Origin of the sequence: Dactylosporangium sp. CS-047395, from assembly GCF_050942185.1 — a bacterium.
GTDB lineage: Bacteria > Actinomycetota > Actinomycetes > Mycobacteriales > Micromonosporaceae > Dactylosporangium.
In genome coordinates, this window is sequence record NZ_CP192015.1 from 5,772,175 (window position 1) to 5,796,540 (window position 24,366).

At 71.6% G+C, this 24,366-nt stretch carries 24 protein-coding genes; 14 read left to right on the plus strand and 10 right to left on the minus strand.

Features of this window, described 5'->3' with window-relative positions; genetic code table 11:
• Positions 1-18 precede the first annotated feature (18 nt).
• The 3 genes from ACQP00_RS27145 (at position 19) to ACQP00_RS27155 (ending at position 4,047) form a co-directional block, all read left to right on the plus strand.
• Entirely contained in the window at positions 19-2,952 is a 2,934-nt protein-coding gene (locus tag ACQP00_RS27145; protein WP_433199526.1) for a glycoside hydrolase family 48 protein, read from the plus strand.
• Positions 2,953-3,026: 74 nt separating this feature from the next.
• On the plus strand, positions 3,027-3,701 hold the full coding sequence (locus ACQP00_RS27150; RefSeq protein WP_433199529.1) for a TIGR03086 family metal-binding protein: 675 nt from the start codon (positions 3,027-3,029) through the stop codon (positions 3,699-3,701).
• Positions 3,691-4,047 carry an MmcQ/YjbR family DNA-binding protein gene (locus ACQP00_RS27155; RefSeq protein WP_433199532.1) on the plus strand — a complete coding sequence of 119 codons (357 nt, stop codon included), beginning with the start codon at positions 3,691-3,693 and terminating at the stop codon, positions 4,045-4,047. Before ACQP00_RS27150 ends, ACQP00_RS27155 begins: the two co-directional genes overlap by 11 nt.
• Here the strand turns inward: ACQP00_RS27155 and ACQP00_RS27160 are convergent.
• A complete protein-coding gene (locus tag ACQP00_RS27160; RefSeq protein ID WP_433199535.1) occupies positions 4,035-5,354 on the minus strand; it encodes a PQQ-binding-like beta-propeller repeat protein in 1,320 nt (439 codons plus the stop codon). The genes ACQP00_RS27155 and ACQP00_RS27160 overlap by 13 nt on opposite strands.
• A 113-nt stretch (positions 5,355-5,467) precedes the next feature.
• Between ACQP00_RS27160 and ACQP00_RS27165 the strand changes: the two genes are divergently transcribed.
• The 5 genes from ACQP00_RS27165 (at position 5,468) to ACQP00_RS27185 (ending at position 10,064) form a co-directional block, all read left to right on the plus strand.
• Complete coding sequence (locus tag ACQP00_RS27165) at positions 5,468-5,824, plus strand: YciI family protein (protein WP_433199538.1); 357 nt, start codon at positions 5,468-5,470, stop codon at positions 5,822-5,824.
• A gap of 156 nt (positions 5,825-5,980) precedes the next feature.
• A complete protein-coding gene (locus ACQP00_RS27170; RefSeq protein ID WP_433199541.1) occupies positions 5,981-6,106 on the plus strand; it encodes a hypothetical protein in 126 nt (41 codons plus the stop codon).
• A gap of 9 nt (positions 6,107-6,115) precedes the next feature.
• Positions 6,116-7,321 (plus strand): RNA polymerase sigma factor, encoded by a 1,206-nt coding sequence (locus ACQP00_RS27175; protein WP_433199543.1) that lies wholly within the window; start codon positions 6,116-6,118, stop codon positions 7,319-7,321.
• Between the two features lie 640 nt (positions 7,322-7,961).
• Positions 7,962-8,696, plus strand: coding sequence for an enoyl-CoA hydratase/isomerase family protein (locus tag ACQP00_RS27180; RefSeq protein WP_433199546.1), 735 nt, complete (start codon positions 7,962-7,964; stop codon positions 8,694-8,696).
• A gap of 543 nt (positions 8,697-9,239) precedes the next feature.
• Positions 9,240-10,064 carry a polysaccharide deacetylase family protein gene (locus ACQP00_RS27185; RefSeq protein WP_433199549.1) on the plus strand — a complete coding sequence of 275 codons (825 nt, stop codon included), beginning with the start codon at positions 9,240-9,242 and terminating at the stop codon, positions 10,062-10,064.
• A 164-nt stretch (positions 10,065-10,228) separates the two neighbouring features.
• Here ACQP00_RS27185 and ptsP read toward each other — a convergent pair whose 3' ends face one another.
• The 9 genes from ptsP to ACQP00_RS27230 are packed head-to-tail and all read right to left on the minus strand — an operon-like array spanning position 10,229 to position 17,384.
• Positions 10,229-11,869 (minus strand): phosphoenolpyruvate--protein phosphotransferase, encoded by a 1,641-nt coding sequence (gene ptsP / locus ACQP00_RS27190; RefSeq protein ID WP_433199552.1) that lies wholly within the window; start codon positions 11,867-11,869, stop codon positions 10,229-10,231.
• On the minus strand, positions 11,862-12,140 hold the full coding sequence (locus ACQP00_RS27195) for an HPr family phosphocarrier protein (RefSeq protein ID WP_433199555.1): 279 nt from the start codon (positions 12,138-12,140) through the stop codon (positions 11,862-11,864). Before ACQP00_RS27195 ends, ptsP begins: the two co-directional genes overlap by 8 nt.
• A 10-nt stretch (positions 12,141-12,150) precedes the next feature.
• Positions 12,151-13,191 carry a zinc-dependent dehydrogenase gene (locus tag ACQP00_RS27200; protein WP_433199558.1) on the minus strand — a complete coding sequence of 347 codons (1,041 nt, stop codon included), beginning with the start codon at positions 13,189-13,191 and terminating at the stop codon, positions 12,151-12,153.
• Complete coding sequence (locus ACQP00_RS27205; protein ID WP_433199561.1) at positions 13,188-13,622, minus strand: PTS sugar transporter subunit IIA; 435 nt, start codon at positions 13,620-13,622, stop codon at positions 13,188-13,190. Before ACQP00_RS27205 ends, ACQP00_RS27200 begins: the two co-directional genes overlap by 4 nt.
• The gene (locus ACQP00_RS27210; protein ID WP_433199564.1) at positions 13,615-13,923 is read right to left on the minus strand and encodes a PTS lactose transporter subunit IIB; all 309 of its coding nucleotides are present in this window, start codon (positions 13,921-13,923) and stop codon (positions 13,615-13,617) included. Before ACQP00_RS27210 ends, ACQP00_RS27205 begins: the two co-directional genes overlap by 8 nt.
• Before the next feature lie 6 nt (positions 13,924-13,929).
• Positions 13,930-15,072, minus strand: coding sequence for a mannitol-specific PTS transporter subunit IIC (gene mtlA / locus ACQP00_RS27215; RefSeq protein ID WP_433199566.1), 1,143 nt, complete (start codon positions 15,070-15,072; stop codon positions 13,930-13,932).
• Positions 15,073-15,084: 12 nt separating this feature from the next.
• Positions 15,085-16,035, minus strand: coding sequence for a 1-phosphofructokinase (gene pfkB, locus ACQP00_RS27220; protein WP_433199569.1), 951 nt, complete (start codon positions 16,033-16,035; stop codon positions 15,085-15,087).
• The gene (locus ACQP00_RS27225) at positions 16,032-16,793 is read right to left on the minus strand and encodes a DeoR/GlpR family DNA-binding transcription regulator (RefSeq protein ID WP_433199572.1); all 762 of its coding nucleotides are present in this window, start codon (positions 16,791-16,793) and stop codon (positions 16,032-16,034) included. Before ACQP00_RS27225 ends, pfkB begins: the two co-directional genes overlap by 4 nt.
• A 9-nt stretch (positions 16,794-16,802) precedes the next feature.
• Positions 16,803-17,384 carry a hypothetical protein gene (locus ACQP00_RS27230; RefSeq protein WP_433199574.1) on the minus strand — a complete coding sequence of 194 codons (582 nt, stop codon included), beginning with the start codon at positions 17,382-17,384 and terminating at the stop codon, positions 16,803-16,805.
• Between the two features lie 157 nt (positions 17,385-17,541).
• On the opposite strand from ACQP00_RS27230, the gene ACQP00_RS27235 reads away from it, so the two are divergent.
• The 6 genes from ACQP00_RS27235 to ACQP00_RS27260 all read left to right on the plus strand — a co-directional run bounded on the left by ACQP00_RS27235 (position 17,542) and on the right by ACQP00_RS27260 (position 24,187).
• Complete coding sequence (locus ACQP00_RS27235; RefSeq protein WP_433199577.1) at positions 17,542-18,183, plus strand: hypothetical protein; 642 nt, start codon at positions 17,542-17,544, stop codon at positions 18,181-18,183.
• A gap of 50 nt (positions 18,184-18,233) precedes the next feature.
• Positions 18,234-19,403 (plus strand): sensor histidine kinase, encoded by a 1,170-nt coding sequence (locus ACQP00_RS27240; protein ID WP_433199580.1) that lies wholly within the window; start codon positions 18,234-18,236, stop codon positions 19,401-19,403.
• A complete protein-coding gene (locus tag ACQP00_RS27245; protein ID WP_433199583.1) occupies positions 19,400-20,050 on the plus strand; it encodes a response regulator in 651 nt (216 codons plus the stop codon). The genes ACQP00_RS27240 and ACQP00_RS27245 overlap by 4 nt, the downstream gene beginning before the upstream one ends.
• A gap of 25 nt (positions 20,051-20,075) precedes the next feature.
• Positions 20,076-20,396 (plus strand): ArsR/SmtB family transcription factor, encoded by a 321-nt coding sequence (locus ACQP00_RS27250; protein WP_433199586.1) that lies wholly within the window; start codon positions 20,076-20,078, stop codon positions 20,394-20,396.
• Positions 20,393-20,875: an SRPBCC domain-containing protein gene (locus ACQP00_RS27255; RefSeq protein ID WP_433199589.1), complete on the plus strand. Its 483-nt coding sequence runs from the start codon at positions 20,393-20,395 to the stop codon at positions 20,873-20,875. The genes ACQP00_RS27250 and ACQP00_RS27255 overlap by 4 nt, the downstream gene beginning before the upstream one ends.
• Before the next feature lie 174 nt (positions 20,876-21,049).
• A complete protein-coding gene (locus ACQP00_RS27260) occupies positions 21,050-24,187 on the plus strand; it encodes a glycosyl hydrolase family 95 catalytic domain-containing protein (protein WP_433199592.1) in 3,138 nt (1,045 codons plus the stop codon).
• Positions 24,188-24,366: the final 179 nt, after the last annotated feature.

Consider the following 24,366-nt stretch of genomic DNA (forward strand, 5'->3'; position numbering starts at 1 on the left):
ACTTTCACGAGGAGCGAGATGTCCACACCCCAACGCGGGCCGAAACGCCGGCTCCGCGCGTTGGCCGTCGGCGTACTGATCGCCGGCGCCTTCGTCGCCCTGCCGGCCGGCACCGCCCATGCCGCGACCGGCTGCTCGGTGACGTACACCGTGCGCAGCCAGTGGCCGACCGGCTTCACCGGCGACCTGGTCGTCACCAACCTGGGTGACGCCGTGTCGAGCTGGAACGTCAGCTGGACGTACGCCGGCAACCAGGCGCTGACCCAGAGCTGGAACGGCGACTTCACCCAGTCCGGCAAGAACGTGACCATCCGCAATGCGGCCTGGAACGGCAACCTGCCCTCGGGCGGCACCGTCAACCCGGGCTTCAACGCGAACTACAGCGGGACGAACACCAACCCGACGGCCTTCTCGCTCAACGGCACCCCGTGCACCGGCCCGAACCAGGCGCCGACCGTGTCGCTCACCGCGCCCGCGGCCAACACGCGCTACTCGGCGCCGGCCACGATCCCGATGACGGCCTCGGCGAGCGACCCAGACACCGGCGACTCGATCGCGAAGGTCGAGTTCTACCACGACGGCCTGCTGCTGGGCACCGACACCAGCGCCCCGTTCACCTACAACTGGACGGGCGTGCCGGCCCAGTCGGCGGCGTACAGCCTGCAGGCCAAGGCGTACGACAGCAAGGGCGCGGTGGGCACCTCCACCGCGGTGCCGGTCTTCGTCGACCCGGTCACCGGGCCGTCGATCGTCGCCACGCCCACCTCGGTGAGCGTGCCCGAGGGCAGCACCGCGACGTTCGCGGTGAAGCTCAACCAGGCGCCCACGGCGACCACCACCGTGGCCGTGAGCAAGTCGGGCGACGCGGACCTCTCGGTGAGCCCGACGTCGCTGACGTTCACCACGTCGAACTGGAACACGGCGCAGAACGTGACGGCGTCCGCGGCCCAGGACTCGGACACCACGAACGGCACGGCGACGGTCACGCTCAGCGCGAGCGGCTGGCAGTCGGCGACCGTGACGCTGAACGAGAGCGACGACGACGTGGCCGGGGGCGTGTACGTGCAGCGCTTCCTGGAGCAGTACAACAAGATCCACAGCAACGGGTACTTCTCGTCCGAGGGCGTGCCGTACCACGCGATCGAGACGCTCGTCGTCGAGGCGCCGGACTGGGGCCACGAGACGACGTCCGAGGCGTTCAGCTTCTGGATCTGGATGGAGGCGCAGTACGGCCGGGTGAAGGGTGACTGGGCCCCGTTCAACAAGGCCTGGGACACGATGGAGAAGTACATCATCCCGACCCACGCCAACCAGACGACCGGCGGCTACAACGCCAGCGACCCGGCCGACTACGCGCCCGAGGCCGACCAGCCCAGCCTGTACCCGCAGCAGGGCGGCCACCTCGACTCGTCGGTGAAGGTCGGTGCCGACCCGCTGTACAGCGAGCTGACCTCGACCTACGGCAACACCGACATGTACGCGATGCACTGGATCGAGGACGTCGACAACGTCTACGGCTACAGCTCCTGCACGCCGGTGTCGGGCTCGAAGGTGTCGTTCATCAACACCTACCAGCGCGGCCCGCAGGAGTCGGTGTGGGAGACCGTCGCCCACCCGTCCTGCGAGACGTTCGCCTACGGGGCCAAGCAGAACGGCGGGTATCTGCCGCTGTTCATCGACGGCTCCCCGGCCAAGCAGTGGCGCTACACCGACGCCCCGGACGCCGACGCCCGCGCGGTCGAGGCGGCCTACTGGGCGCTGCAGTGGGCCACGGCCCAGGGCAAGCAGGCCGACGTGGCGGCGACCGTCGCCAAGGCGGCCAAGATGGGTGACTACCTGCGCTACGCGATGTACGACAAGTACTTCAAGAAGCCGGGCTGCACCTCGACCGCGTGCGCGGCCGGCACCGGCAAGGACTCGGCGAACTACCTGCTGTCGTGGTACTTCGCGTGGGGCGGCGACGCGGGCGGCGCGTGGTCGTGGCGCATCGGTTCCAGCCACAACCACCAGGGGTACCAGAACCCGCTCGCGGCGTGGGCGCTGTCCAACGTCACGGCGCTGACTCCGAAGTCGTCCTCGGCGAAGGCGGACTGGCAGACCAGCCTCGGCCGCCAGCTCGAGTTCTACCAGTGGCTGCAGTCCTCCGAGGGCGCCTTCGCCGGCGGGGCGACGAACAGCTGGGGCGGCAGCTACTCGCAGCCGCCGTCGGGCACGCCGACGTTCTACGGCCTGTTCTACGACGTCCAGCCGGTCTACCACGACCCGCCGTCGAACCAGTGGTTCGGCTTCCAGGCGTGGTCGATCGAGCGGGTCGCGGAGTACTACTACGCCACCGGCGACACCAAGGCCAAGGCCATGCTCGACAAGTGGGTCACCTGGGCGATCGCCAACACCACGTTCAGCTCCAACGGCGACTTCCAGATCCCGGACACGCTGTCCTGGAGCGGCGCGCCGAACACGTGGAACCCGTCCAACCCGCAGGCGAACACCAACCTGCACGTGACGGTCGTCAACAAGGGCACCGACGTGGGCATCGCGGCGGCGTACGCGCGGCTGCTGACCTACTACGGCGCCAAGGCGAACAACACGGCGGCGAAGACCACGGCCAAGAAGCTGCTCGACGGCATCTGGCTGCACACCGACTCGCAGGGTGTGGGCATCCCGGAGACCCGGGCCGACTACAACCGCTTCGACGACGTGTGGTCCTCGTCCAACCAGCAGGGCCTGTACATCCCGTCCGGGTACAACGGCGTCATGCCCAACGGTGACGTGATCGCCCCCGGCAAGTCCTTCCTGGACATCCGCTCCTTCTACAAGAACGACCCGAACTGGCCGGCCGTGCAGTCCTACCTCGACGGCGGCTCGGCCCCGACGTTCACGTTCCACCGCTTCTGGGCCCAGTCCGACATCGCCATGGCGATGGCCGACTACGGTCTGCTCATCGGTTCCTGATCGAAGGGGCGCCCCGTCCACGGGCGGGGCGCCCCCTTTGACGCGCAAGAACGGCCCGGCCTATCTTGCGTGACATGTCCACCGACGTGCGCGAAGACTACGCGGTCGTGAGCGAGGGGTTCCTGGCCCGCATCCGCGCGGTGCCCGCCGGGGCCTGGGCGAATCCGAGCCCCTGCCCCGGCTGGAGCGCCCGGGACGTGGTCGGCCACCTCGTCAACGGCCACCGCGGCTTCCTGTTCCTGGCCGGCGGCCCGCCCCCGGCCCCCGCCGACGGCGTGGGCACGGGCCCGATGGCCGGGGCGCCGCCGATCGAGCCCGGCGCCGACCTGGCGGCCGCGTTCGGGCGCGTCCGCGACGACATGCTGGCCATGCTCGCCGACCCGCAGCGCACCGCCCGCCGGTTGCCGGGCGGCCCGATGGGCGCCGTGCCCATCCCGCAGGCGGTGTCCGTCGTGGGCAGCGTGGAGGTGCTGGTGCACACCTGGGACCTCGCCCGGGCCACCGGCGGCGACGAGACGCTCGACGCGGCGCAGGTCGCTCGGGTGCACGCGGCGGCCGAGCCGTTCGCGGCGGGGTTGCTCGCGACCGGGGCCTTCGACCCGCCGGTGACGCCGCCGGCCGGGGCCGATGCGCAGACCCGGTTCCTGTGCTTCGTTGGGCGACGCCCGTTCTTGGGGGACGCTTCTTTCCTGGGGGACGCTTCTTTCTTGGGGGACGCTTTTCCTTGGGGGGACGCTCGTGAATCGTGATGAGCTGCTCGCGCAGTGTCTGGCCAAGCCCGGCGCCTGGGAGGACCAGCCGTGGGAGGGCGACGTGGTGGCCAAGGTCGGGCCGAAGATCTTCGCGTTCGTCGGCACGGACACGGTCGGGGTGAAGTGCGCCCCGACGCGGGAGGCGGCCGACGAGTGGCTGCACCGGTACCCCGCGGACGCCGCCGCGATGGCCTACATCGGACGGTCCGGGTGGAACTCGCTGTCCATCGGCGGCGCCATCCCCGACGAGGAGATTCTCGAGGCGATCGAGGAGTCGTACCGCTGGGTCGTGTCCAAGCTGCCCAAGCGCGACCGCCCCAAGCCCGCGGATCAGACGTCGTAGCCGGACAGCGTCTCGCCGGCGGCGACGCACAGCCGCTTGCCGGAGCCGGCCAGCTTGTAGGCGTTGGGCTCGTCGAGCAGCCGGGTGCGCTCCCCCGTGACCGGGTCGACGAACGCGACGCCGTCGGTTGTCGCGACGTACACCGTGTCGCCGAGGCTCGTGATGTCGGCGAAGTCCCAGTCGTAGTGCCACCGTTCGGCGCCCGTGCCTCCGTCGAGCCCGGTGAGCCGCCCGCTCTCGTGCACCGCGACGATCCCGCGCCCGGTGAGCAGCGGCGCACCGTCGGCCAGGAACCCGTCGGGCGCGTCCCAGCTCCACTTCGGCCGGCCGGTGGCGGCGTCGAAGGCGTGCAGGGACTCGTTGCGGAACAAGTAATCGTCGTCGACGTACCGCATGCCGAGGGCCACGACGAGCGCTCCGAGCACCACCGGCCGCCCGAACACCTGCCCGTCGGGCGCGGTGGCCGCCCATTTGCGGGTCCCGGTCGCGGCGTCGTGCGCGGCGAGCTCCTGGGCGGCGGCGAACACGGTCCCGGCGGCGACGGCGAGGTCGAACGGGCCGCTGGTTGCCTGGACCGGCTGCCGCCAGGTGTCGGTCGGCCCGGCGAAACAGGTCAGCGCGCGGCCGTCGGTGCCGTCGGCGACCGTGACGACGGTCTTGCTGTCGATGAGCGCGATGTCCCCGAGGTATCCGGTGAACGCCCGCCACCACCGGTCCTTGCCGTCCCCGAGCCCCGCGACCCGCACCTGGGCAGCGGTCCCCGGCGGCAGCGTTGCCGAGTTTCCTTGCGGCGTTGCCTGATTTCCCTGCGGCGTTGCCGGGTTTCCTTGCGGGGTTGCCGAGTTGCCCTGGGGCGTTGCCGCGTTGCCTTGCGGGGTTGCCGAGTTGCGCTGGGGTGTTGCCGCGTTGCCTTGCGGCGTTGCCGGGTTTCCTTGCGGGTTTGCCGAGTTTCCTGGAGTGGCGGCGCGATCCTGGGTGCGGAACACGAACGCATCGCCGGCCATGCGCACGGGAGGGTCCCCGGCCCGGGCGGTCTGCAGCGTGTTGCGGCCGAGATCGTCCCGCCAGCGCACAGTGCCGTCGGAGGCCCCGAACGCGGTCAGCCCGCTCCCGAGCGCCAGCAGGGTGTCCCCGTCGAGCTGCAGCACATCAGGCTGATCGCCCAGCTGGACCCGCCACCGCCGCCCCGACGCGGTGGCCCCCGGCACGGTGGTGTCCTCCCGCAGCCCGAACCACGCGGCAAGACCCCCCGCCGCAACCACCCCGGCCGCGGCCCCACCGGCCCGCAGCACCGTCCGGCGCCTCATCGGCCCTCGCAGGTCGTCATGCGATCGAATCGTACGGCGGCCCACGTGTCGAAACGGCGTCACCCCGTTCGTCGTCCCCATGACGGAACCCAACCAGCGATTGGACGCCCACCATGGCGAAGTACCTCCTGCTGATCTACGGCGACGAGCAGCGCTGGGACGCCGAGACCCCGACCGACCGCGCAGCGAAGGACGCCGGCCACCGGGCCTTCGCCGAGGCCCTCGGCGCCAACATGCTCACCGGCCACGAGCTGGCCTCCTCGTCGACCGCGACCACCCTGCGTTCCACGACGGGCGACCGCCCGACCCCGACGGACGGCCCGTTCCTGGAAACCAAGGAGGCCCTGGGCGGCTTCTACGTCATTGAGGCTCCGGACCTGGACGCCGCCCTGCACCTGGCGGGCCGGCTGCCCGAACTGTCCGCAGGCCACGGCGGCGTCGAGGTCCGCCCGATCGTGGACCACTCGTGACCCTGTCGCAGGCGGCCCGGCTCACCTCGGGCTGGTTCACGAAATGTCGGGCGCTGGCGCGCCGCGACATTTCGGACATTTCGTATATGCGCCTTTCGGTGATCGACAGTGCCATGAGCTGCAGCGTTGCGAACGGCAGCTCTGCCGATTGGCCTCATGTCAGTTGCGCTGCTGTCAGTTGCCCTGCTGCCGCTCGCCGTGTTGTCGGTTGCGTTGCTGCCGGCCGCCCTGCTGCCGGTCGCGCTGCTGTCGGGCGCGCTGCTGCCGGTCGCCGTGCTGTGAGTGGCGGCTTTGAGCGTCGCTGAGGCCGTGGAGCGGGCCCACCGTGAGGAGTGGGCCCGCGTCCTGGCCGCCGTCGTCCGCCTCACCCGCGACCTGGACCTCGCCGAGGAGTGTGTCCAGGACGCGTTCGCCCAGGCCCTGCGCACCTGGCCGGACGCCGGCATCCCGGACCGCCCCGGCGCCTGGCTGACCACCGTCGCGCGCAACCGGGCCGTGGACCGCCTGCGCCGCGAGACCGCACTGCGACGGATGCTGCCCCTGCTGGTCACCGACGAGGTCGCCCCGCCCGCCGACGACCGGCTCGGCCTGATCCTCATGTGCTGCCACCCGGCCCTGTCCCGCGACGCCCAGGTCGCGCTGACCCTGCGGCTGGTGTGCGGGTTGTCGACGGCCGAGGTCGCCCGGGCGTACCTGGTGCCGGAGCCGACCATGGCCGCCCGCATCACCCGAGCCAAGCGGAAGATCGCCACCGCCCGCATCCCGTTCCGCGTCCCCGGCCCGGACGAGCTGCCGCCCCGCGTCCAGGCCGCCTGCGAGGTGGTCCACCTGGTGTTCACCACCGGCCACACCGCCCCGAGCGGCCCCCAGCTGCAGCGCACGGACCTCACCGACGGCGCGATCGCGGTGGCCCGGATGCTGCGCCTGCTGCTACCCCGCGACCCCGAGGTCGCCGCCCTCCTGGCCCTGCTCCTGCTCATCGACGCCCGCCGCGCGACCCGTACCGCCCCCGACGGCCGCCTGCTGCTGCTCTCGGAACAGGACCGCACCCGCTGGGACGGCCCGAAGGTCGCCGAGGGCACCGCCCTGCTCGGCGAGGCCCTGCGCCGCCCCCCGACCCGCTGGGCGGTCGAGGCCGCCATCGCCGCCGTGCACGCCGAGTCCCCGAGCTGGGAGACGACCGACTGGACCGAAATCTGCGGCTTGTACGCCGTGCTGGCCGACCTCTGGCCCTCCCCCGTAGTCACCCTCAACCACGCCGTCGCCCTGGGCCTGCGCGACGGTCCCGAGGCAGGCCTGGCCGCGCTGGAACCCCTGCTGTCGGAGCCCACCCTCGCCGGCTACGGCTACCTCGCCGCCGCCCGCGCCGACTTCCTCCGCCGGCTGGGCCGCCGCGCCGAGGCCGCCCTGGCGTACGAGGAGGCCCTCGCCCTGACCGCCAACGAGCCCGAACGCGCCTTCCTCACCGCCCGCCTCGCCGACCTCGACCGCCCCTGAGCCCACGCCGCGAAAGTCATTGCCAACAGCGGCAACTCGAGAGGAAACGGGCCGGCGAGGGCGGAAACACCGAGGAACGTTTGCCGCCACAGCGGGGCAGCCCAGAGGAAACGGCGCCGATCACCGGCACCGGCTTCACCGGCGCCACGGCCGTGACGTTCGAGGAGGGTCGCTGCGGAGTCGGGCGCTGCCAACATGGGGCTCCGCCAACGTCGGGCGCTGCGGAGGTCGGGCGCCACCAACGTCGGGCGCCACCAACGTCGAGCGCCGCGGAACTCGGGCGCTGCCAACGTCGACCGCCGCGGAGGTCGGGCGCCGCGGAGGTCGGGCACCGCGCGAGTCGGGCACCGCGCGAGTCGGGCGCCGCGGAGGTCGGGCGCTGCGGGGGGTCGGGCGCCGCCAGCGTCGGGCGCCGCGGAGGTCGGGCGCTGCGGGGGCGGGCGCTGCCAACGTCGGGCGCTTCGAGGGAGATGCGGGGCGAAACCGGGCCGGTCGGCGGGGCAATGGCAGGCAACAGGCGGAAACGGCGGTCACGATTCGGCGATGAGTGAGTCCGTGGACATCCGTCTCGAGCGTCTGTCGCCGTTTCGGTGGCGGGTGACGTTCGACCATCCGCCGTTGAACATTTTTCGGGCCGGGCATGATCCCGCAGCTGGAGCGGGTGGTGCGGGCCTTGGAGACCGACGGCGACGTGCGGGTGGTGGTCTTCGACAGTGCCGTTGACGGCTTCTTCCTCACCCACTACGACCTGCGGGCGCCGCTCGGGGACACGACCGAGCTGCCCGCTGGGCCGACCGGGCTGCCGGCTCTGCCCGATCTGCTCGCCCGGATCAGCCGGGCTCCGGTGGTGTCGATCGCGGCGATCCGGGGGCGGGCGACCGGCGTCGGCAGTGAGCTCGCGCTCGCGAGCGACATGCGGTTCGCGAGCCGGGAGCGGGCCCTGCTGTCCCAGTGGGAGGTCGGGGCGGGCCTGGTGCCGGGCGGCGGTCCGTTGGAGCGCCTGCCCCGCCTCATCGGCCGGGGCCGCGCCTTGGAGGTGCTGCTGGGTGCTGACGACATCGATGGGGAGCTGGCCGAGCGGTACGGGTATGTGAACCGCGCACTGCCCGACGCCGATCTCGATGCCTTCGTGGACGCGCTCGCCAGTCGGATCGCCTCCTTTGACAAGCAGGCCATCGCCGCGACGAAGCGCCTGGTCGACCGGGCCAGCCTGCCCGTCGACGGCGACCTCGCGCCGGGATGGGATGCGTTCCTCGCCTCGGTCCAGCGTCCCGCCGCGCAGGCTCGGATCGAGCGGCTGTTGGACGAGGGTCTGCAGGAACCGGGCGATGTCGAGAACCGGCTCGGCCACCACGTCGGGCAGCTTGGCCTCTGAGCGCCCACCCCGCCGTGCCGCACAGTGCGAGTCGCGCCGCACGGGCGGGATGGCGAGTCGCCCGCTGGGCCTCCACCCCGCCGTGCCGCGCAGTGCGGAGTCGCGCTCCACGAGCGGAGGCCGCGAGACGGGGCGCACGAGCGGAGGTCGCGGGACGGGGCGCACGAGCGAGGTCGCGAAACAGGGCGCTCCGGCGACCGGGTGTAAGCACCAACATGCCGCGCGTCGGCGTGGGTTCTGCGTGACCGGGGGACGATCTGTCGGGGTGCGTGCCGCGTGACCGGGGGACGATCTGTGCCGTTGGGAGCACCCTGTGTCGCCGAGGGGCGTGGCGTTTGTGACGTCATGGCGAATTAACACGGCGTGTGAAGACCGGTCGGGAAGGGCTTGGGAACGCCTGGCGGCGAGCTGGGAGCGGTTTTGGGCGTGGGTGATCGGGGTGGTGAGTTGTCGGGGTGACGGCGTGGCGAAAACGGATGCAACGGATAATCGGCGCGTCACGTCTGGACAGTGCATCGGCGCACAACCCCCGACGGAGGAGCCTTGACGAGCTTGTCCCGCCGCCGCCTGATTGGTGCCGGCATTGTTGCCGCGAGTGTGGCCGCACTGGGCCGGGATGCCCTTGCCCATCCGCGGACGGTGCCAAACAATCCGGCGCGGACACCGCCTCCGTTGCTCCTTCCGCCGCCGCGTCCGGCTCCTCCGCCGTCGCCGTCGGTGTCGCCTTCCGGGAGTGTGTTGACTCGGCCGGTGTACACGCTCAAAGAGTTTCGGCAGATCGTGCCTGGGCCGGAGTTTCCCGACAATGCGGTGGCGCTCACGATTGACGATGGGCCGCACGGTGGGTGGACGCCGCAGGTGCTGCGGTTGCTGGAGAAGTACCACGTGCCGGCGACGTTCTGCATGATCGGCAATCAGATCCTCGGGCAGGAGGCGGTCGCCCGGAGTGTGGTGAATGCCGGGCATCAGGTGGCCAACCACACCTGGAGCCATCCGGCGCAGCTGGCCACGATGCCGTTGGACAAGGTGCAGCAGGAGGTGGAGCGGGCGCAGGAGAAGATTCATGAGACCACCGGGCGCACGCCGACGATTTTCCGGGCACCTGGGGGCACCTGTTCGCCGGCCGTGTTCGAGGCGGCGGCGAAGGCGGGGATGGTGCCGGTGAACTGGGATCGGGACCCGCGGGACTGGACGAAGCCGGGGACGTCGTACATCACGAACAAGCTGCTGGCCGCGAAGGCCGGGGACATTCTGCTGTGCCATGACGGGGGCGGGGACCGTTCCCAGACCTGTGCGGCGCTGAAAACGGTCATCCCCGCCCTGCAGTCCCGCGGGCTGCAGTTCGTCGCCCTGGGTGTGCAGCTCTAGCCGGCCCGACAAAAGCGGACAAAACGCCACCACTAACCCGAACCGCGAAACGAACCGCTAGAACCGCGCAAACCGCTAGAACCGCGCAAACCGCGCAAACCTTGAGACCGCCAAACAGCAGAACCGCGAGACCGCGAGACCGCGAGACAGCAGAACTGCGAACCTCAGCCGGCCCGGCGGACCGCCGCGCGTGCTGCTTCGGGAGTGTCGGCGGCCAGGGCCAGCTTCGCGATCTGCCGGCACTCCTCCAGGGTGTGCGCCGCGAGCGAGTCGCGCACCGCCGGAATGCTCCGCGGCGCCATGGACAGGCTGGAGATGCCGAGCCCGGCCAGTACAAGAGCGAAATCCGGATCGGCGGCGGACTCCCCGCACACCCCCACCGGCTTGCCCGCCTCGAGGCCGGCCGTGGCGCAGGCGGCGATCAGCGCGATCAGCGCCGGCTGCCACGGGTCGAGCAGTTCCGCGAGGTCCCCGCACATGCGATCCGCCGCGAAGGTGTACTGGCTGAGGTCGTTCGTCCCCAGGCTCAGGAAATCGACGTCCCGCAGGATCGACGGGGCCCGCAACGCCGCCGCCGGCACCTCGATCATCACGCCGGCCGAGGGCAGGCCGTGCGCGCGGCACTGCGCGGCGAACTCGGACGCTTCGGCGGCGGTGGCGACCATCGGGGCCATCACCCACACCTCGGCGGTGTTGGCCGCCGCGGCGGTGGCGATCGCCGCGAGCTGGGTCGACAGCACCGACGGGGTGCGCCGGGCGACCCGCAGGCCGCGTACGCCGAGGGCCGGGTTCGGCTCCTCCGCCATCCGCAGGAACGGCAGCGGCTTGTCGGCCCCGGCGTCGAGGGTGCGGACCACGACCTTCTTGCCGGGCAGCGCGGCGAAGACGGCCGAGTACGCCGCGACCTGCTCCTGCTCGGACGGCGCGTCGGCCCGGTCGAGGTAGAGCAGCTCGGTCCGGAACAGCCCCACCCCCTCGACCTCGGCGCTCAGGTCCCGCGCGGACCCGATGTTGGCCAGCAGCGCCACCGGATGCCCGTCGGCCGTCCGCCCCGGCCCGGACGACGCGGCCCGCCGCAGCAGCAGCTCGGCGGCCTCGGCGTTGACGGCGTCGGCTTCCGCCGAGGACAGCCCGGCGACCACGACCCCCGAGGCGCCGTCGACCGAAATAACCGACATATCCGAAATATCCGCCAAGCCCGCACCGCATCGCACCACGGCGGGGATCCCGAGGGTCCGCGCCAAAATCGCGGTGTGCGAGGTAGGCCCACCCTCAGCGGTCACCAGCGCCAAGACCACAGCCGGATCCAGCCCCGCGGTATCAGCCGGCGCCAGATCCCGCGCGACCAGGATGAACGGGTGGCCGGGCGACGGAATCCCCGGCATGGGCAACCCGAGGCAGGCGGCGATCAGCCGGTCCCGCAGGTCGTCGAGGTCGGCGATCCGCTCCGCGAGGTACCCGCCCGCGGCCTCAAAAGCGGCCCGATGCTCCGCCAGGGCCCCGGCCAGAGCGTGCGGCGCCGACGAGCCCCCGGAGATGAGCTCAAATGCAGCGTCCGACAGCATCTCGTCGGTCGCCATGAGCACCTGCGCCCGCAGCACCTCCGCGACCGTGTCCTCCGCCGCGGCGTCGGCCCGGCGGGTGAGCTCCGCGGCCACGGCGTCGACCGCGGAGCGTACGGAAGCCTTCTCCCGCTCCGCGTCGATCACCGCCGGCTGCGGTGGCAGGGCCGGGGGCGGCGCGAGGTGCAGCACCAGGCCGGCCGCGCGGCCCGGTGAGACGCCGATGCCGTGCAGCTCAGCCATCGGTGGCGTCCAGGTTGCTGGCCAGGAGCGCGGCGAGCTCGTCCAGGGCGGCGTCCGCCCCGTCGCCGTTGGCCTCCAGGGTCACTTCCGTGCCCTGCTTGGCGCCGAGGGACAGCACACCGAGCATGCTACGGGCCGGCACCGGCTTCTTCGCCCCTTCGGTGCTGATGGTCACGGGCACGGGCTGCTTCGCCGCGGCGGCGACGAACAGGGCGGCGGGGCGCGCGTGCAGGCCGCTGGTGGAACCGACGACGACGGTGCGGATGGGCACGACTGCCTCCTCAGGGTTCGATGGTGACCTTGATCGCCTCGCCGCGGGCGACGATGCCGAACGCGTCCAGCGCCCCTTCGAGGGGCAGCCGGTGGGTGATGAGGTCGGCGACGGGGACGGCGCCCTCGGCGATGAGCCGCAGCGCCTCCTTGTTGTGCCCGGGGCTGGAGCCGTTGGCGCCGACGATGGTCAGCTCCCGGTAGTGCACCAGGTTGGAGTCCAGGGCGATGACCGGTTTGTCCTTGGGCAGGCCGCCGAAGAAGCTGATCCGGCCCTGCCGGGCGGTCATCTGCACCGCCTGTTCCTGGGCCGCGCCCGCGGCGGCGGCGGTGATGACGACGTCGGCGCCCCGGCCCTCGGTGAGCTTCAGGACCGCGTCGACCACGTCTGTCTCCGAGCCGCAGATGGCCGCGTCCGGATGCACCAGGCCGGCCGCCAGGTCGAGGCGCTCACGGTTGAGGTCGACGAGGAACACCCGGGCGGCGCCGCGGGCCCGGGCCAGCCGCACGTGCAGGCAGCCGATCGGGCCGGAGCCCATCACGACCACGTCGTCGCCCTCGCCGACGCCGGCCAGGTTCTGCCCGTTGAGCACGCAGGCGAGCGGCTCGGCGACGGAGGCCTCGGCGAAGGTCAGCCCGTCCGGGATGCGGTTGAGGCCGTCGACGTTCAGGACGTTCGGCGGCACGATCATGTACTCCGCGAACCCCCCGTCGAAGTGGTAGCCCATCGACACCTGGTTGGGGCAGACGGTCATCCGGCCCCGCCGGCACTCGCCGCACACCCCGCACGGGATCGCGGCGATCACCTGCACCCGGTCGCCCGGCGCCCATCCGCTCACGTCGGCGCCGACCTCGACGACCTCGCCGGCGATCTCGTGGCCCATGACGCGCGGCGGCACGATGTGGTGGTGTCCGAAGTTCAAGATCTTGACGTCGGTACCGCATGTCGAGCAGGCCCGCACCCGGATCTTCACGTCGCCGGGGCCCGGTGACGGCTCGGGCGCGTCCTCGATGCGGACGTCGCCGGGGGCGTGGAACCGTACAACTCTCACGATCGCTCCAGTACTAGCAGCTCGAGGACTTCGTCGGGGGTGGCCGCGGCGCGCAGCCGGGCCGCCTGGTCGGGGTCCATCAGGACGTCGGCGAGCGCGGCGAGGATGTCGACGTGCCCGTCGCCGGCGGCGGCGATCGCCACGCAGACGCGCACGTCCTCGCCGCCCCAGTCGACGCCGTCGGGGAAGGAGAGCACCGCGAGCGCGTCGCGGGTGACGGTCTCCTTGCTGTTGAGGGTGCCGTGCGGGATCGCGACGCCCTCGCCGATGTACGTGGAGATGCTCTGCTCGCGCTCCAGCATCGCCTCGACATAGGCGGGGGTCACCGCCCCGATCCCGACGAGCACCTCGCCGCAGCGGCGGATGGCCTCGTCCCGCGATCCGGCCCGTTCACCGAGCCGGATCGCGTCACGGGCGAGCAGGTCACCCACTGAGTTCACCGCCGCGCTGCACCACCTGGACGACCTTGGTCACGGCCGGGTCGCCGATGAACACCTGGAACGGGATGATCACCTTGTCCGGGGCGCTGACCCGGGCCCGGGCGGCGAGACCCTGGTGGCACAGCACCACGTCGGCGTCGGCCGGGATCGAGTTCACCGGGGTGTGCTCCACGGTCACGTTGTTCTTGCTGAGCTGGCGCTTGAGCTGGCTGGCCAGCATGACGCTGCTGCCCATGCCCGCGTCGCAGGCGACGACGACCTTCTTGATGTCCGTACCGTTGATGCTCGGCATGGGTTCCTAAGCCTCCTGGCGGCTGAGCTTGGCCTGCACGTTCTCGGCCTCGTCGGGGTCGACGACCGTCTCCTCGTCGGGGCCGATCGCCTCGTCCTCGGCCGGTTCGTTGCGCCCGAAGCCCAGCAGCAGCGAGGCGACGGCGAAGGTGACGCCGGCGGCGATGATGATGCCGAGCAGGACGCCGAAGTAGCCGCCCTTGGGGGTGACCGCCATGTAGGCGAAGATGCTGCCCGGCGAGGGGGTCGCGACCAGTCCGGCGCCGGTGATCATGAAGGTGCCGACGCCCGCCGCGCCGCCGAGGATCATGGCGAGGATCAGCTTCGGCTTCATGAGCACGTACGGGAAGTAGATCTCGTGGATGCCGCCGAGGAACTGCACGATGATCGCGGCCGGCACGCTGGGGCGCAGGTTGCGCGGGCCGAACAGGAAGAACGCGAGCAGCAGGCCGAGGCCCGGGCCGGGGTTCGACTCGATCATGAACAGGATCGACTTGCCCTTCTCGGCCGCCTCCGCGACACCGAGCGGGCCGAACACGCCGTGGTTGATGGCGTTGTTGAGGAACAGCACCTTCGCCGGTTCGACGACGACCGAGGTCAGCGGCAGCAGGTCGTGCCCGACGAGCCAGTCGGCGCCCTTGCCGGCCTGCTTGGTCAGCCACTCGACGACCGGGCCGATGCCGTACAGGCCGCCGATCGCCATCGCGCCGCCGATGATGCCGGCGCTGAAGTTGTCCACGAGCATCTCGAAGCCGGGACGGATGCGGTTCTCGACCAGGCCGTCCCACAGCTTCAGCACGTAGGCGGCCAGCGGGCCGATCATCATGGCGCCGAGGAACATCGGCACGTCGGCGCCGATGACGATGCCCATGGTGGCGACCGCGCCGACGACGGCACCGCGCTGGCCGTGCACCAGCCGGCCGCCGGTGTAGCCGATGAGCAGCGGCAGCAGCACCGTGATCATCGGGCCGACGAGCTCCGCGATGTGCGCGTTGGGGATCCAGCCGGTGGGGATGAACAGCGCGGTGATGAGACCCCAGGCGATGAACGCGCCGATGTTCGGCATGACCATCGCGGCGAGGTACCCGCCGACGCGTTGGACGGATGCTCGGAAGCCCGAGCCGGTGACCTGCGGTGTGTAGCTCGACACGGGGTGTCTCCTTCAGGAGGAAGGTCCGGACAGCAGTGGGCGGAGCTCGTCCGGTCGGGGGTGGATGGTGACGTTGTGGCGGATCAGGTCGGCGGGGCCGGGCATCCTGCTGCCGGGCAGGCTGACCGCGGCGGCGCCCCAGGCGAGGCCCTCGGCGAGCGCGGCGGCTCCGCGCGCGCCGGCGGCGAGGAACCCGGCCAGGAGGGCGTCGCCGGCGCCGACGGTGCTGCGCGGCCGGGCGACCGGGCAGGTGCCGGTGACCACGCCGTCGGCGTCGACGAGGACGGCCCCGTCGGCCCCGAGGCTGGCCAGGACGGTCTGCGCGCCCCACCCGCGCAGCTGCTGGGCCGCGGCGACCACGTCGCCGAGGTCGGCCAGGGATGCGCCGACGACCTCGGCCAGCTCGTCCCGGTTGGGCTTGAGCAGCGTCGCCCCCGCCGCGGCGGCCTCGCGCAGGGCGGGACCGGAGGTGTCCACGGCGACCCGGATGCCGGCCCCGGCCAGGCGGCGGGAGAGCTGGGCGTAGGCGTCGGCGGGCAGGCCCGGCGGGACGCTGCCGCACAGCACCACCCAGTCGGCCGAGCCGGCCCGGGCCAGCACCCGCTCGGTGATCTCGGCGAACTCGGTGCCGACCAGCTCCGGGCCGGGCTCGTTGACCTTGGTGACGGTGCCGTCGGGCTCGGCCAGGGTGATGTTGGAACGGGTCCGGCCGGAGATCGGCACCGCGAGGACCTCGACGCCCTCGGCCTTGAGCAGCCGCACGAGCTGGCCGCCCTCGTCGCCGCCGCAGGGCAGCACCGCGACCGACGGCACGCCGTTGGCCAGCAGCGCCCGGGAGACGTTGACGCCCTTGCCGCCCGGGTCGAGGTGGGCCGCGGTGGCCCGGATGACCTCGCCCCGCGCGAGCCGGCCCACGTCCATGGCCCGGTCCAGGCTCGGGTTCAGCGTGACGGTGACGATCATGCGCGGACCACCCTGACCCCGGTGGCCTCGATGTCACCGACGAGGTCGGAGTCGGCGCGGGAGTCGGTGACCATGAGGTCGACGTCCGCGAGTTCCCCGAACCGGGCCAGGTAGTCGTTGCCGAGCTTGGTGTGGTCGGCCAGCAGGACAGTACGACGGGCGGCTTTGATCATGGCTCTTTTGACCGCCGCCTCGGCCGGGTCGGGGGTGGTGAGGCCCCGCTCCACCGAGATGCCGTTGGTGCCGACGAAGGCCACGTCGACGTAGAGGTCCGCGAGGGGCCGCAGCGACCAGTCGTCGACGGTGGCCAGGGTCTTGCCCCGGACCCGGCCGCCGAGCAGCAGCACGTTGAGGTTGGTCCGGGTGCCGAGCGCGGTGGCGATGACCGGCGAGTTGACCACGACGGTCAGCTCGCGGTCGGCGGGCAGCAGGTTGGCCAGCTTGATGGTGGTGGTGCCGGCGTCGAGGATGATCGCCCCTTCTTCGGGGACCTCGCCGAGGGCCAGCTTGGCGATGCGCTCCTTCTCCTCCACGAGCACGGCGTCGCGGGTGGCGAGGGCGGGCTCGAAGCCGATGCGCTCGACCGGGATCGCCCCGCCGTGCACCCGGCGCAGGACCCCGGCCCGTTCGAGCGTGGTGAGGTCGCGGCGGATCGTCTCCGACGTGACGTTGAGCTCGTCGGCCAGCCCGGCCACCTCGACCCGCCCCTGCTCACGGGCGATTCTGACGATGGCCTGCTGCCGCTCCTCGGCGTACATGATGTGGTTTCACCGCCGTTTCGATTTGCTTGTGTTTTGTTTACGCCCGTTTGTGTGGGCAGTCAAGAGTTGAACCACAGAAACCCACACCGGCCACCCCAGCAACCAGACCACCAGGGCAAACACCACGAACCGTGCCATCCCCCGCAACGCCTCGGTCCGCTCGCCGCCCCCGATCCACCAGCTCGCACCCTCCAGCAGCGCCACGGCGATCGCCCCGCCAAGGAGCGCCTTGCCCCACTCCCGCCACTCGTACCTGACCCGTTCGGGCCCGCGCTTGGCGATCACCCGCGGCGGCGGCCCGCCCGCGAACCGGTGCGCGAACCGCACGTCGGCCCAGCGCACCATCGACGGCCCGAACGCCACCGAGAAGCCCACGAACACCGCGGCGAGGGCGTGCGTGCGCCCGGCCGCTCCCCCGCCGCGCAGATCGATCGCCGCCACCACCAGCAGCACCAGGTCCACGAGCGCCGTCGCGGCCAGGAGCACCGCCCCGGTGCGCCGCCGGCGCAGCAGGTAGCGGGCGCCGAGGCCGAGGACGAGCAGTACCCAGAAGGCGATCTCACATCCGACGATCCACGCGATCAGCATGGCTTCGAGCCTCGCCGCCGGCCGCGCCGATCGCGTCGGCACCGGCGACGGTTCGCGTACATCGTTGGACGGACCCGACCGGTTCGGCCGATGACGCTCCGGGCGCCCGCGGCGGTAATCTCATTGACCACAATCGCTATGACAATCGGCGGCCGCCATGGATGACCCGCGCGCCAGCAGCACCGAACTGCGTCGCATCGCCGGCACCGACCCGGACCCGGCGGTCCGTGCGGCGGCGGCGGACCTGCTGATCCGATGGCCCGAACAGGCCCCGCCGCGCCCGCGCCCCGGCGTCACCCCCGGGCAGCGCGAGGACGCCCGGGCCTTCGCCGAGCGGCTGAGCGCCACCCTCGACGACGCCTGGTTCCCGGTGCGGTTCGGGCCGCTGCGGTACCTCGACCACATCGCCTTCCGCGGCCTGATCAACGCGTTCGTGGCCGCCCTGGTCACCGCCGAGCGCACCGACAGGGCGCGCGCGGTCGCGGTCGACCGCATCGGCGCCGTCGTCGCCGCCTGGCACGCCGGCGCCGGGCCGGCGGTGCTGGCCGACCTGCCGGAGAAGCCGTGCACCGACGCGGCCCTGGCCGCCGCGCTGACCTTCGTCGACCCGGACCAGATCCTCGCCGCGGTCGTCGAGCACCTCGGCGCCGCCGGCCCGGGCCGCCGTGCCGCCCTGGCCGCGCTGGGCGGGGTGACGGACCTGCTCGGGCGGGTCGAGCTGCCGCTGGGCCGGCGCCTCGACCACCGCCTGCTCGCCGTGGCCCGCTGCACCTGCCCGCGCCTGGAGACGCCGGCGTAAATCGAAAGTCGCATTGAGCGCGGGCGCGACCGGATGGTGGAATCGGTCGGGTGAGGGGACGCGCGGTCGATCTGGTGCTCGCCGGCAGCGGGCTCGGGGTCGGTGCGCTGATGTACCTCACCGGGCAGTACCAGGCGCACGTCGACCCGCGGTGGCTGTTCGTGCCGCTCGTCGTGTGCTGCGGGGCCCTGCTGCTGCGCCGGACCGCGCCGCTCACCTCGGTGCTGGTCGGCACCGCGGCGGTGACCGGGGACGTGGTGATCGGGCCGTCCCTCGCGACGCCGCTGGTGTACACCCAGGTCCTCTACGACGCCTGCCTGCACGGCACCGCACGGCTGGCCCGGGTGCTGCTCGCCACCGCCGTCGTCGGCAGCGTGGTGACCGCCGTGGCCTGCCTCGTCGTGCTGCGGGACTTCCGGGCCGTCGGGCTGGGGCTGCTGCTCGCGCTCGTCACCGTCGTACCGATCCTCACCGGCAGCCACGTGCGCCACCACCGCGACCAGGCCGCCGCCGCGCGCCGGTCGGCCGAGCAGGTCGCGCGGCTGGCCGAGGCGGACCGGGCCAACGCCGTCGCGGCCGAGCGGGCCGGGATGGCGCGGGAGCTGCACGACGTCATCGCCAACCATCTCAGCGCCGTCGCCATCCACGCCACCGCCGCGCTCTCGGCCGACCTCGGCCCGGACGGGACCCGGGCGGCGCTCACCGCCATCCGGGAGAACAGCGTGCAGGGCCTCGCCGAGATGCGGCGGATGGTCGGGTTCCTGCGCGACCCCAAAACGCTGCGCGACCCAAAAACGCTGCGCGACCCCAAAACGCTGCGCGACCCCGCCGCGCTGCCCGACAACGCGCCCGGCGGGCTCGGCGCGCTCGACGACCTCGTGGCCCGGGCCGGGCTGCCGGTCCGCCTCGAGGTGCGCGGTGCGGTCGAGGAGGTGCCGGTGAGCGTGGATCTGGCGGCGTACCGGATCGTGCAGGAGTCCCTCACCAACGCGCTCAAGCACGGCGACGGCGGGACGGTCACGGTTTCGGTGGCGTGTGGCCCTCAGGCCACCCGTATCCACGTCCGATCCCGGCTCCCGGCCGGACACCGGCGCAACGAGGGCGCGGGCCTCATCGGCATGCATGAGCGCGCGGCTCTGCTCGGCGGCGAACTCCGAGCAGGCGAAGAGGACGACACGTGGGTGGTCCAGGCCCGGCTGCCGTGGGAGACGACGGCATGATCAGGGTGCTCGTCGCCGACGACCAGCCGGCGGTACGCGCCGGGCTCGTGCTCATCCTGCGCAGTCACCCCGGCATCGACGTGGTCGGCGAGGCACCCGACGGCGCGGCGGCGGTCGAGATCGGGCTGCGGCTGCGCCCCGACGTGGTGCTCATGGACCTGCGGATGCCGCGCCTGGACGGGGTGGCCGCGACCCGCGAGATCGTCGCCGGCGGCGTCACCGGAGTTCTGGCGCTGACCACGTTCGACCTGGACGAGTACCTCTTCGGGGCGCTGCGGGCGGGCGCCGCCGGGTTCCTGCTCAAGGACGCCTCGGCCGAGGAACTGGTCGCGGCGGTGCGCACGGTGGCCCGCGGCGAGGGCGTCGTCGCACCGGCCGTCACCCGCCGGGTCCTCGGCGCCTTCGCCGGGCCGGTCGCCGAGGCGCAGGTGCCGCTGCCGGTGCCGGTCGGGCTGCTCACCGCCCGGGAGCGCGAGGTGCTCGAGTGCCTCGGCGAGGGGCTGTCCAACGCCGCCATCGCCGCCCGGCTGGGCATCGCCGAGGCGACCACCAAGACGCACGTGTCGCGGATCCTGGCCAAGCTCGGGCTGCAGAGCCGCATGCAGGCCGCGATCGCCGCCCGGCGGGTGACCTCGCTTGACACGTGACCGAATGGTCACATAACTTGGGCCGGTGGACGACGACGATCGCGTCTTCAAGGCCCTCGCCGACCCCACCCGGAGGTTCCTGCTCGACCTGCTCTTCGCGCGTGACGGCCGCACGCTGACGGAGCTGGAGTCCGAGCTGGAGATGACCCGTTTCGGGGTGATGAAACACCTGAAGGTCCTGGAAGAGGCGAACCTCGTGGTGACCCGGCGCAACGGCCGGGAGAAGCTGCACTTCCTCAACGCGGTGCCGATCCGGCAGATCCACGACCGGTGGATCGACAAGTACACGTCGGACACCGCGGCGGCACTGCTCGACCTGAAGCACTCTCTGGAGGACGACACATGAGCGGAACGCAGGTGTACAAGGTCTACATCAAGGCCGACGCGAAGAAGGTCTGGGAGGCCATCACCTCGCCCGAGTGGAACAACCGCTACGGCTACCGCGGCGCCACCGAGATGGACCTGCGCCCGGGCGGCAAGATCGTCGGGCGGTCGAACGCCGGCATGATCGCCATGGGCGCGCCGGAGGTCGGCACGGACGGCGAGGTGCTCGAGGTCGACCCGCCGAACAAGCTGGTGCAGACGTTCCGGATGCTCATGGACCCGAACGTCGCGGCCGAGGGCTTCACGAAGCTGACGTACGAGCTCAAGGAGGGCAAGGACGGCGTCACCGCGCTGACCGTGACCCACGAGCTCGACAACGCCCCGGGCATGGCCCAGGTCATGGCGGGCGCGTTCGAGGAGATGGGGGCCGGCGGCGGCTGGGCCTGGATCCTCAGCGACATGAAGTCCGTGCTGGAGACGGGTTCCGGATTTGGCGACTGAATCATCCAACCTCTGGGAGCATGAAGGCTGGCATATGCCGCACCGCGGCCATTGACGAAGCCGATACCTCCCATGTTGACTGCAGGCATCTAGCGGACGACCGTCCGCGGCCCCGCGTTCGGCGGGTGTGGGCCGCGGGCGGTCGCCCAACGTCCTGCAGAAGGAGAAGCAACCGTGTCCCGCCGACTCGCCCTCCTGGCGGCCGCCACCGCCCTCGTGGGCTCGCTCGTCGCCGTCCTGCCCGGCGACGCCGCCACCGCCGCCACCACCGACCAGGCGTTCAACCCGGCCACCGGCGCCCTCGACGTCGACTACGCCGGCTACCTGTCCAAGCACGACGTCGTCTACAACAGCCCGCAGACCAATCCGTTGTACGGCCTGACGGTCGGCAACGGCCGCACGGGCGCGATGGCGTGGAGCGCCAACGGGATCACCATGCAGGCGTCCAACGTGGACGCGTCCGAGCAGTCGGCCTACGCCGCCGGCCTGGTGAACCTGAACACGAGCCCCGCCCTGGACTCCGGGTACAGCACCTACCAGCAGCGGCTCTCGCTCTACGACGGCACGCTGACCACGAAGTACGACAACAACCGCACCGTGACCGTGCTCGGCGTGCCCGGCTCCGAGGTGATGGGCATCCACGTCGAGGACTCCCGCACCGGCCTCGGCACCACCACCCTGGACCTGAGCATGTGGGACCCGGCGACGGTGGGCAACAGCGCCGACGTACCCAACCTGGACACGTGGCGGCAGATCAGCACGTTCGCCGACAGCACCGCGGCCGGGTTCAGCCGCGGCCAGAACGATCCCGGCGGGTTCGGCTACACCCTCGCCGCGACGGTCGAGGGCGCCGCGTACTCCACCCAGGTCGTCGGCGGCCGCCAGGTGCGGCTGAGCATCACCCCGACCGCCAGCTACACAGTGTGGTTCACGGTCGCGAGCCGGATCAACGCGGCCAACCGCGACTCGGTCGCCGCCGCCCGCAGCCAGCTCGCCGCGGCCAAGAGCGCCGGCTACCTGACCACGCTCAACAACTACCGCAACTTCTGGCACGCGTTCTGGGCCAGGTCGTTCGTGCAGTACTCGGGCGCGGCCGGCACCGGCGACTACCTCGAGAACGTGTACTACCTCGCGACCTACATGATCGCCGCCGGCGGCTTCGGCACCTACCCGTTCCACTTCATCAACGGCGTGTTCCGGGCCACCCAGGACAACACGAAGTGGAGCAACGGCTACTGGTACTGGAATCAGCGGGACCTGTACAACTCGATGCTCGCCTCGAACCACGTCGACCTGTTCGCGACCGAGAACCGGCTCTACAGCCGCAACTACATCGCGCTGAAGGCCTACACCCAGACCCGGTACGCGATCGACGGGCTGTGGACACCGGAGACGATGGGCTGGGACGGCAACGCGCGCGGCACCGTGGGCTCGGACTTCGTCAACGACATCTACTCGACCGGCACCGAGGCCGCCTACAACATGTACCTGCAGTACCGGTACACGAACGACACCGCCTACCTGCAGAGCACCGCGTACCCGTTCATGCGCGAGGTGGTCAAGTTCTACCAGGCGAAACTGACGCGGGACGCGAGCACCGGGAAGTACCAGATGGCCTCGTCGAACGCGCACGAGACCTATTGGGACGTCAAGAACGCGATCACCGACCTGGCCGCGGTCCGGCTGCTGTTCCCGCTGACCATCGCGGTCAGCAACCAGCTCGGCGTCGACGCGAACCTGCGGGCCGGGTGGCAGGACGTGCTCACCAACATCGAGCCGTACAAGGTCAGCAACGGCGCCTGGCTGCCGCACGACCCGCCGTCGGTCCAGCAGCGCAACGGCGAGAACGTGACCGCCGAGCTGATCTGGCCCTACGACCTGACCGGCATCGGCGCGGCCGACTACCAGACCGCGTTGGACAGCTGGAACGGCCGGCCCAACCCGTACAGCAACGTGTGGGCCAACGACGCCGTGCAGGCCGCGCGGCTGGGCCTGGGCGATCAGGCGCTGGCGGGCATGAAGCTGATGCTGCAGCGGTACCAGAACTACCCCAACGGCATGACCAACAACACCAACGGGGTGTTCGAGTACCTCGGCGTGCACCTGGCGGCGATGAACGAGTCGCTGCTCCAGTCCTACAATGACAAGATCCGGGTCTTCCCGGCGGCCCCGAACGACGCGAACTTCAGCGGGAAGTTCACGCTGCTGGCCAAGGACGGGTTCCTCGTCACGTCGGAGCGCGAGGGCAACGAGACGAAATACGTCGGGCTCAAGAGTTTGTACGGCAAGCAGGCCCGCGTCGTGAACCCGTGGGGCACGCAGGAGGTCCGGGTCCGCCGGGTCTCCGACAACGCGATCCTGGCCACCAGCACGGCCGGCGAGGTCACCTTCGGCACCGCCGCGAACACGGTCTACGTGGTCGAGCGCACCGCCAAGCCGCTGACGTCCTACACCCGCGCCACCCTGACCGGCACCGCCAACAACGGCCAGAAGACCCTGTCCGGTACGGCGTCCACGCTGGGCACCCCCGGCGCCGGCCAGCCGGGGCTCGTCAACGACACCGCCCTGACGTACGACGCGAACTGGTTCCTGACCACCGCCCGCGGCTACGGCGACTACAACGACGACACGCACCACAGCACCACGGTCGGCGCCGCCGCGAGCTACACGTTCACGGGCACCGGCGTGCAGGTGCTCTCCGAGCGCTTCAGCGACATGGGCAACCTGGACGTGTACATCGACAACGTCTTCCAGGCCAACGTGAACCTGTACGCCACCGGCGCCCGGCAGGCCCAGCAGACCGTATACACGAAGACCGGCCTGGCCAACGGCACCCACACGATCCGGATCGTCAACAAGACCACGTCGGTCGGCATGGTCGACGCGCTGCGGATCACCACCGGCACCACCCAGCCGCCGGCCGGTTCGGCGCTGCGGGCCCAGGTGAACACCCGCTACGTGACCGCCGACGCGGGCGGCACGAGCCCGCTGATCGCCAGCAAGACATCGATCGGCACCGCGGAACAGTTCGACGTCGTCGACCTCGGCGGCGGCCTCGTGGCGCTGCGGGCCCGGGTCAACGGCCAGTTCGTCTGCGCCGAGAACGCCGGGGCCAACCCGCTCGTGGCCAACCGGGCCCAGGCCGGCTCGTGGGAGACCTTCCGGCTGCTGCGCAACTCGGACAACAGCGTGAGCCTGCAGGCCACGGTCAACAGCCGGTACGTCACGGCGGAGAGCGCGGGCGCCGCGCCGCTCATCGCCAACCGGGACGCCATCGGCCCGTGGGAGAAGTTCGACCTGGTCACGTCCTGACCGGAGCGTGCCGGCCGCGGGTCTCCGCGGCCGGCACCTGTCCCGTGGTGCCGCGTCGGCGTCACGACACCCGGGTGTCACCCCGGTCCGCGGCGGTGGCTCCGCCCGAACGAACCGATGGGCAACCCTCGATTCGATAGTGAACATCCGATCTCTCATCACGTCAATACCGTATCGAG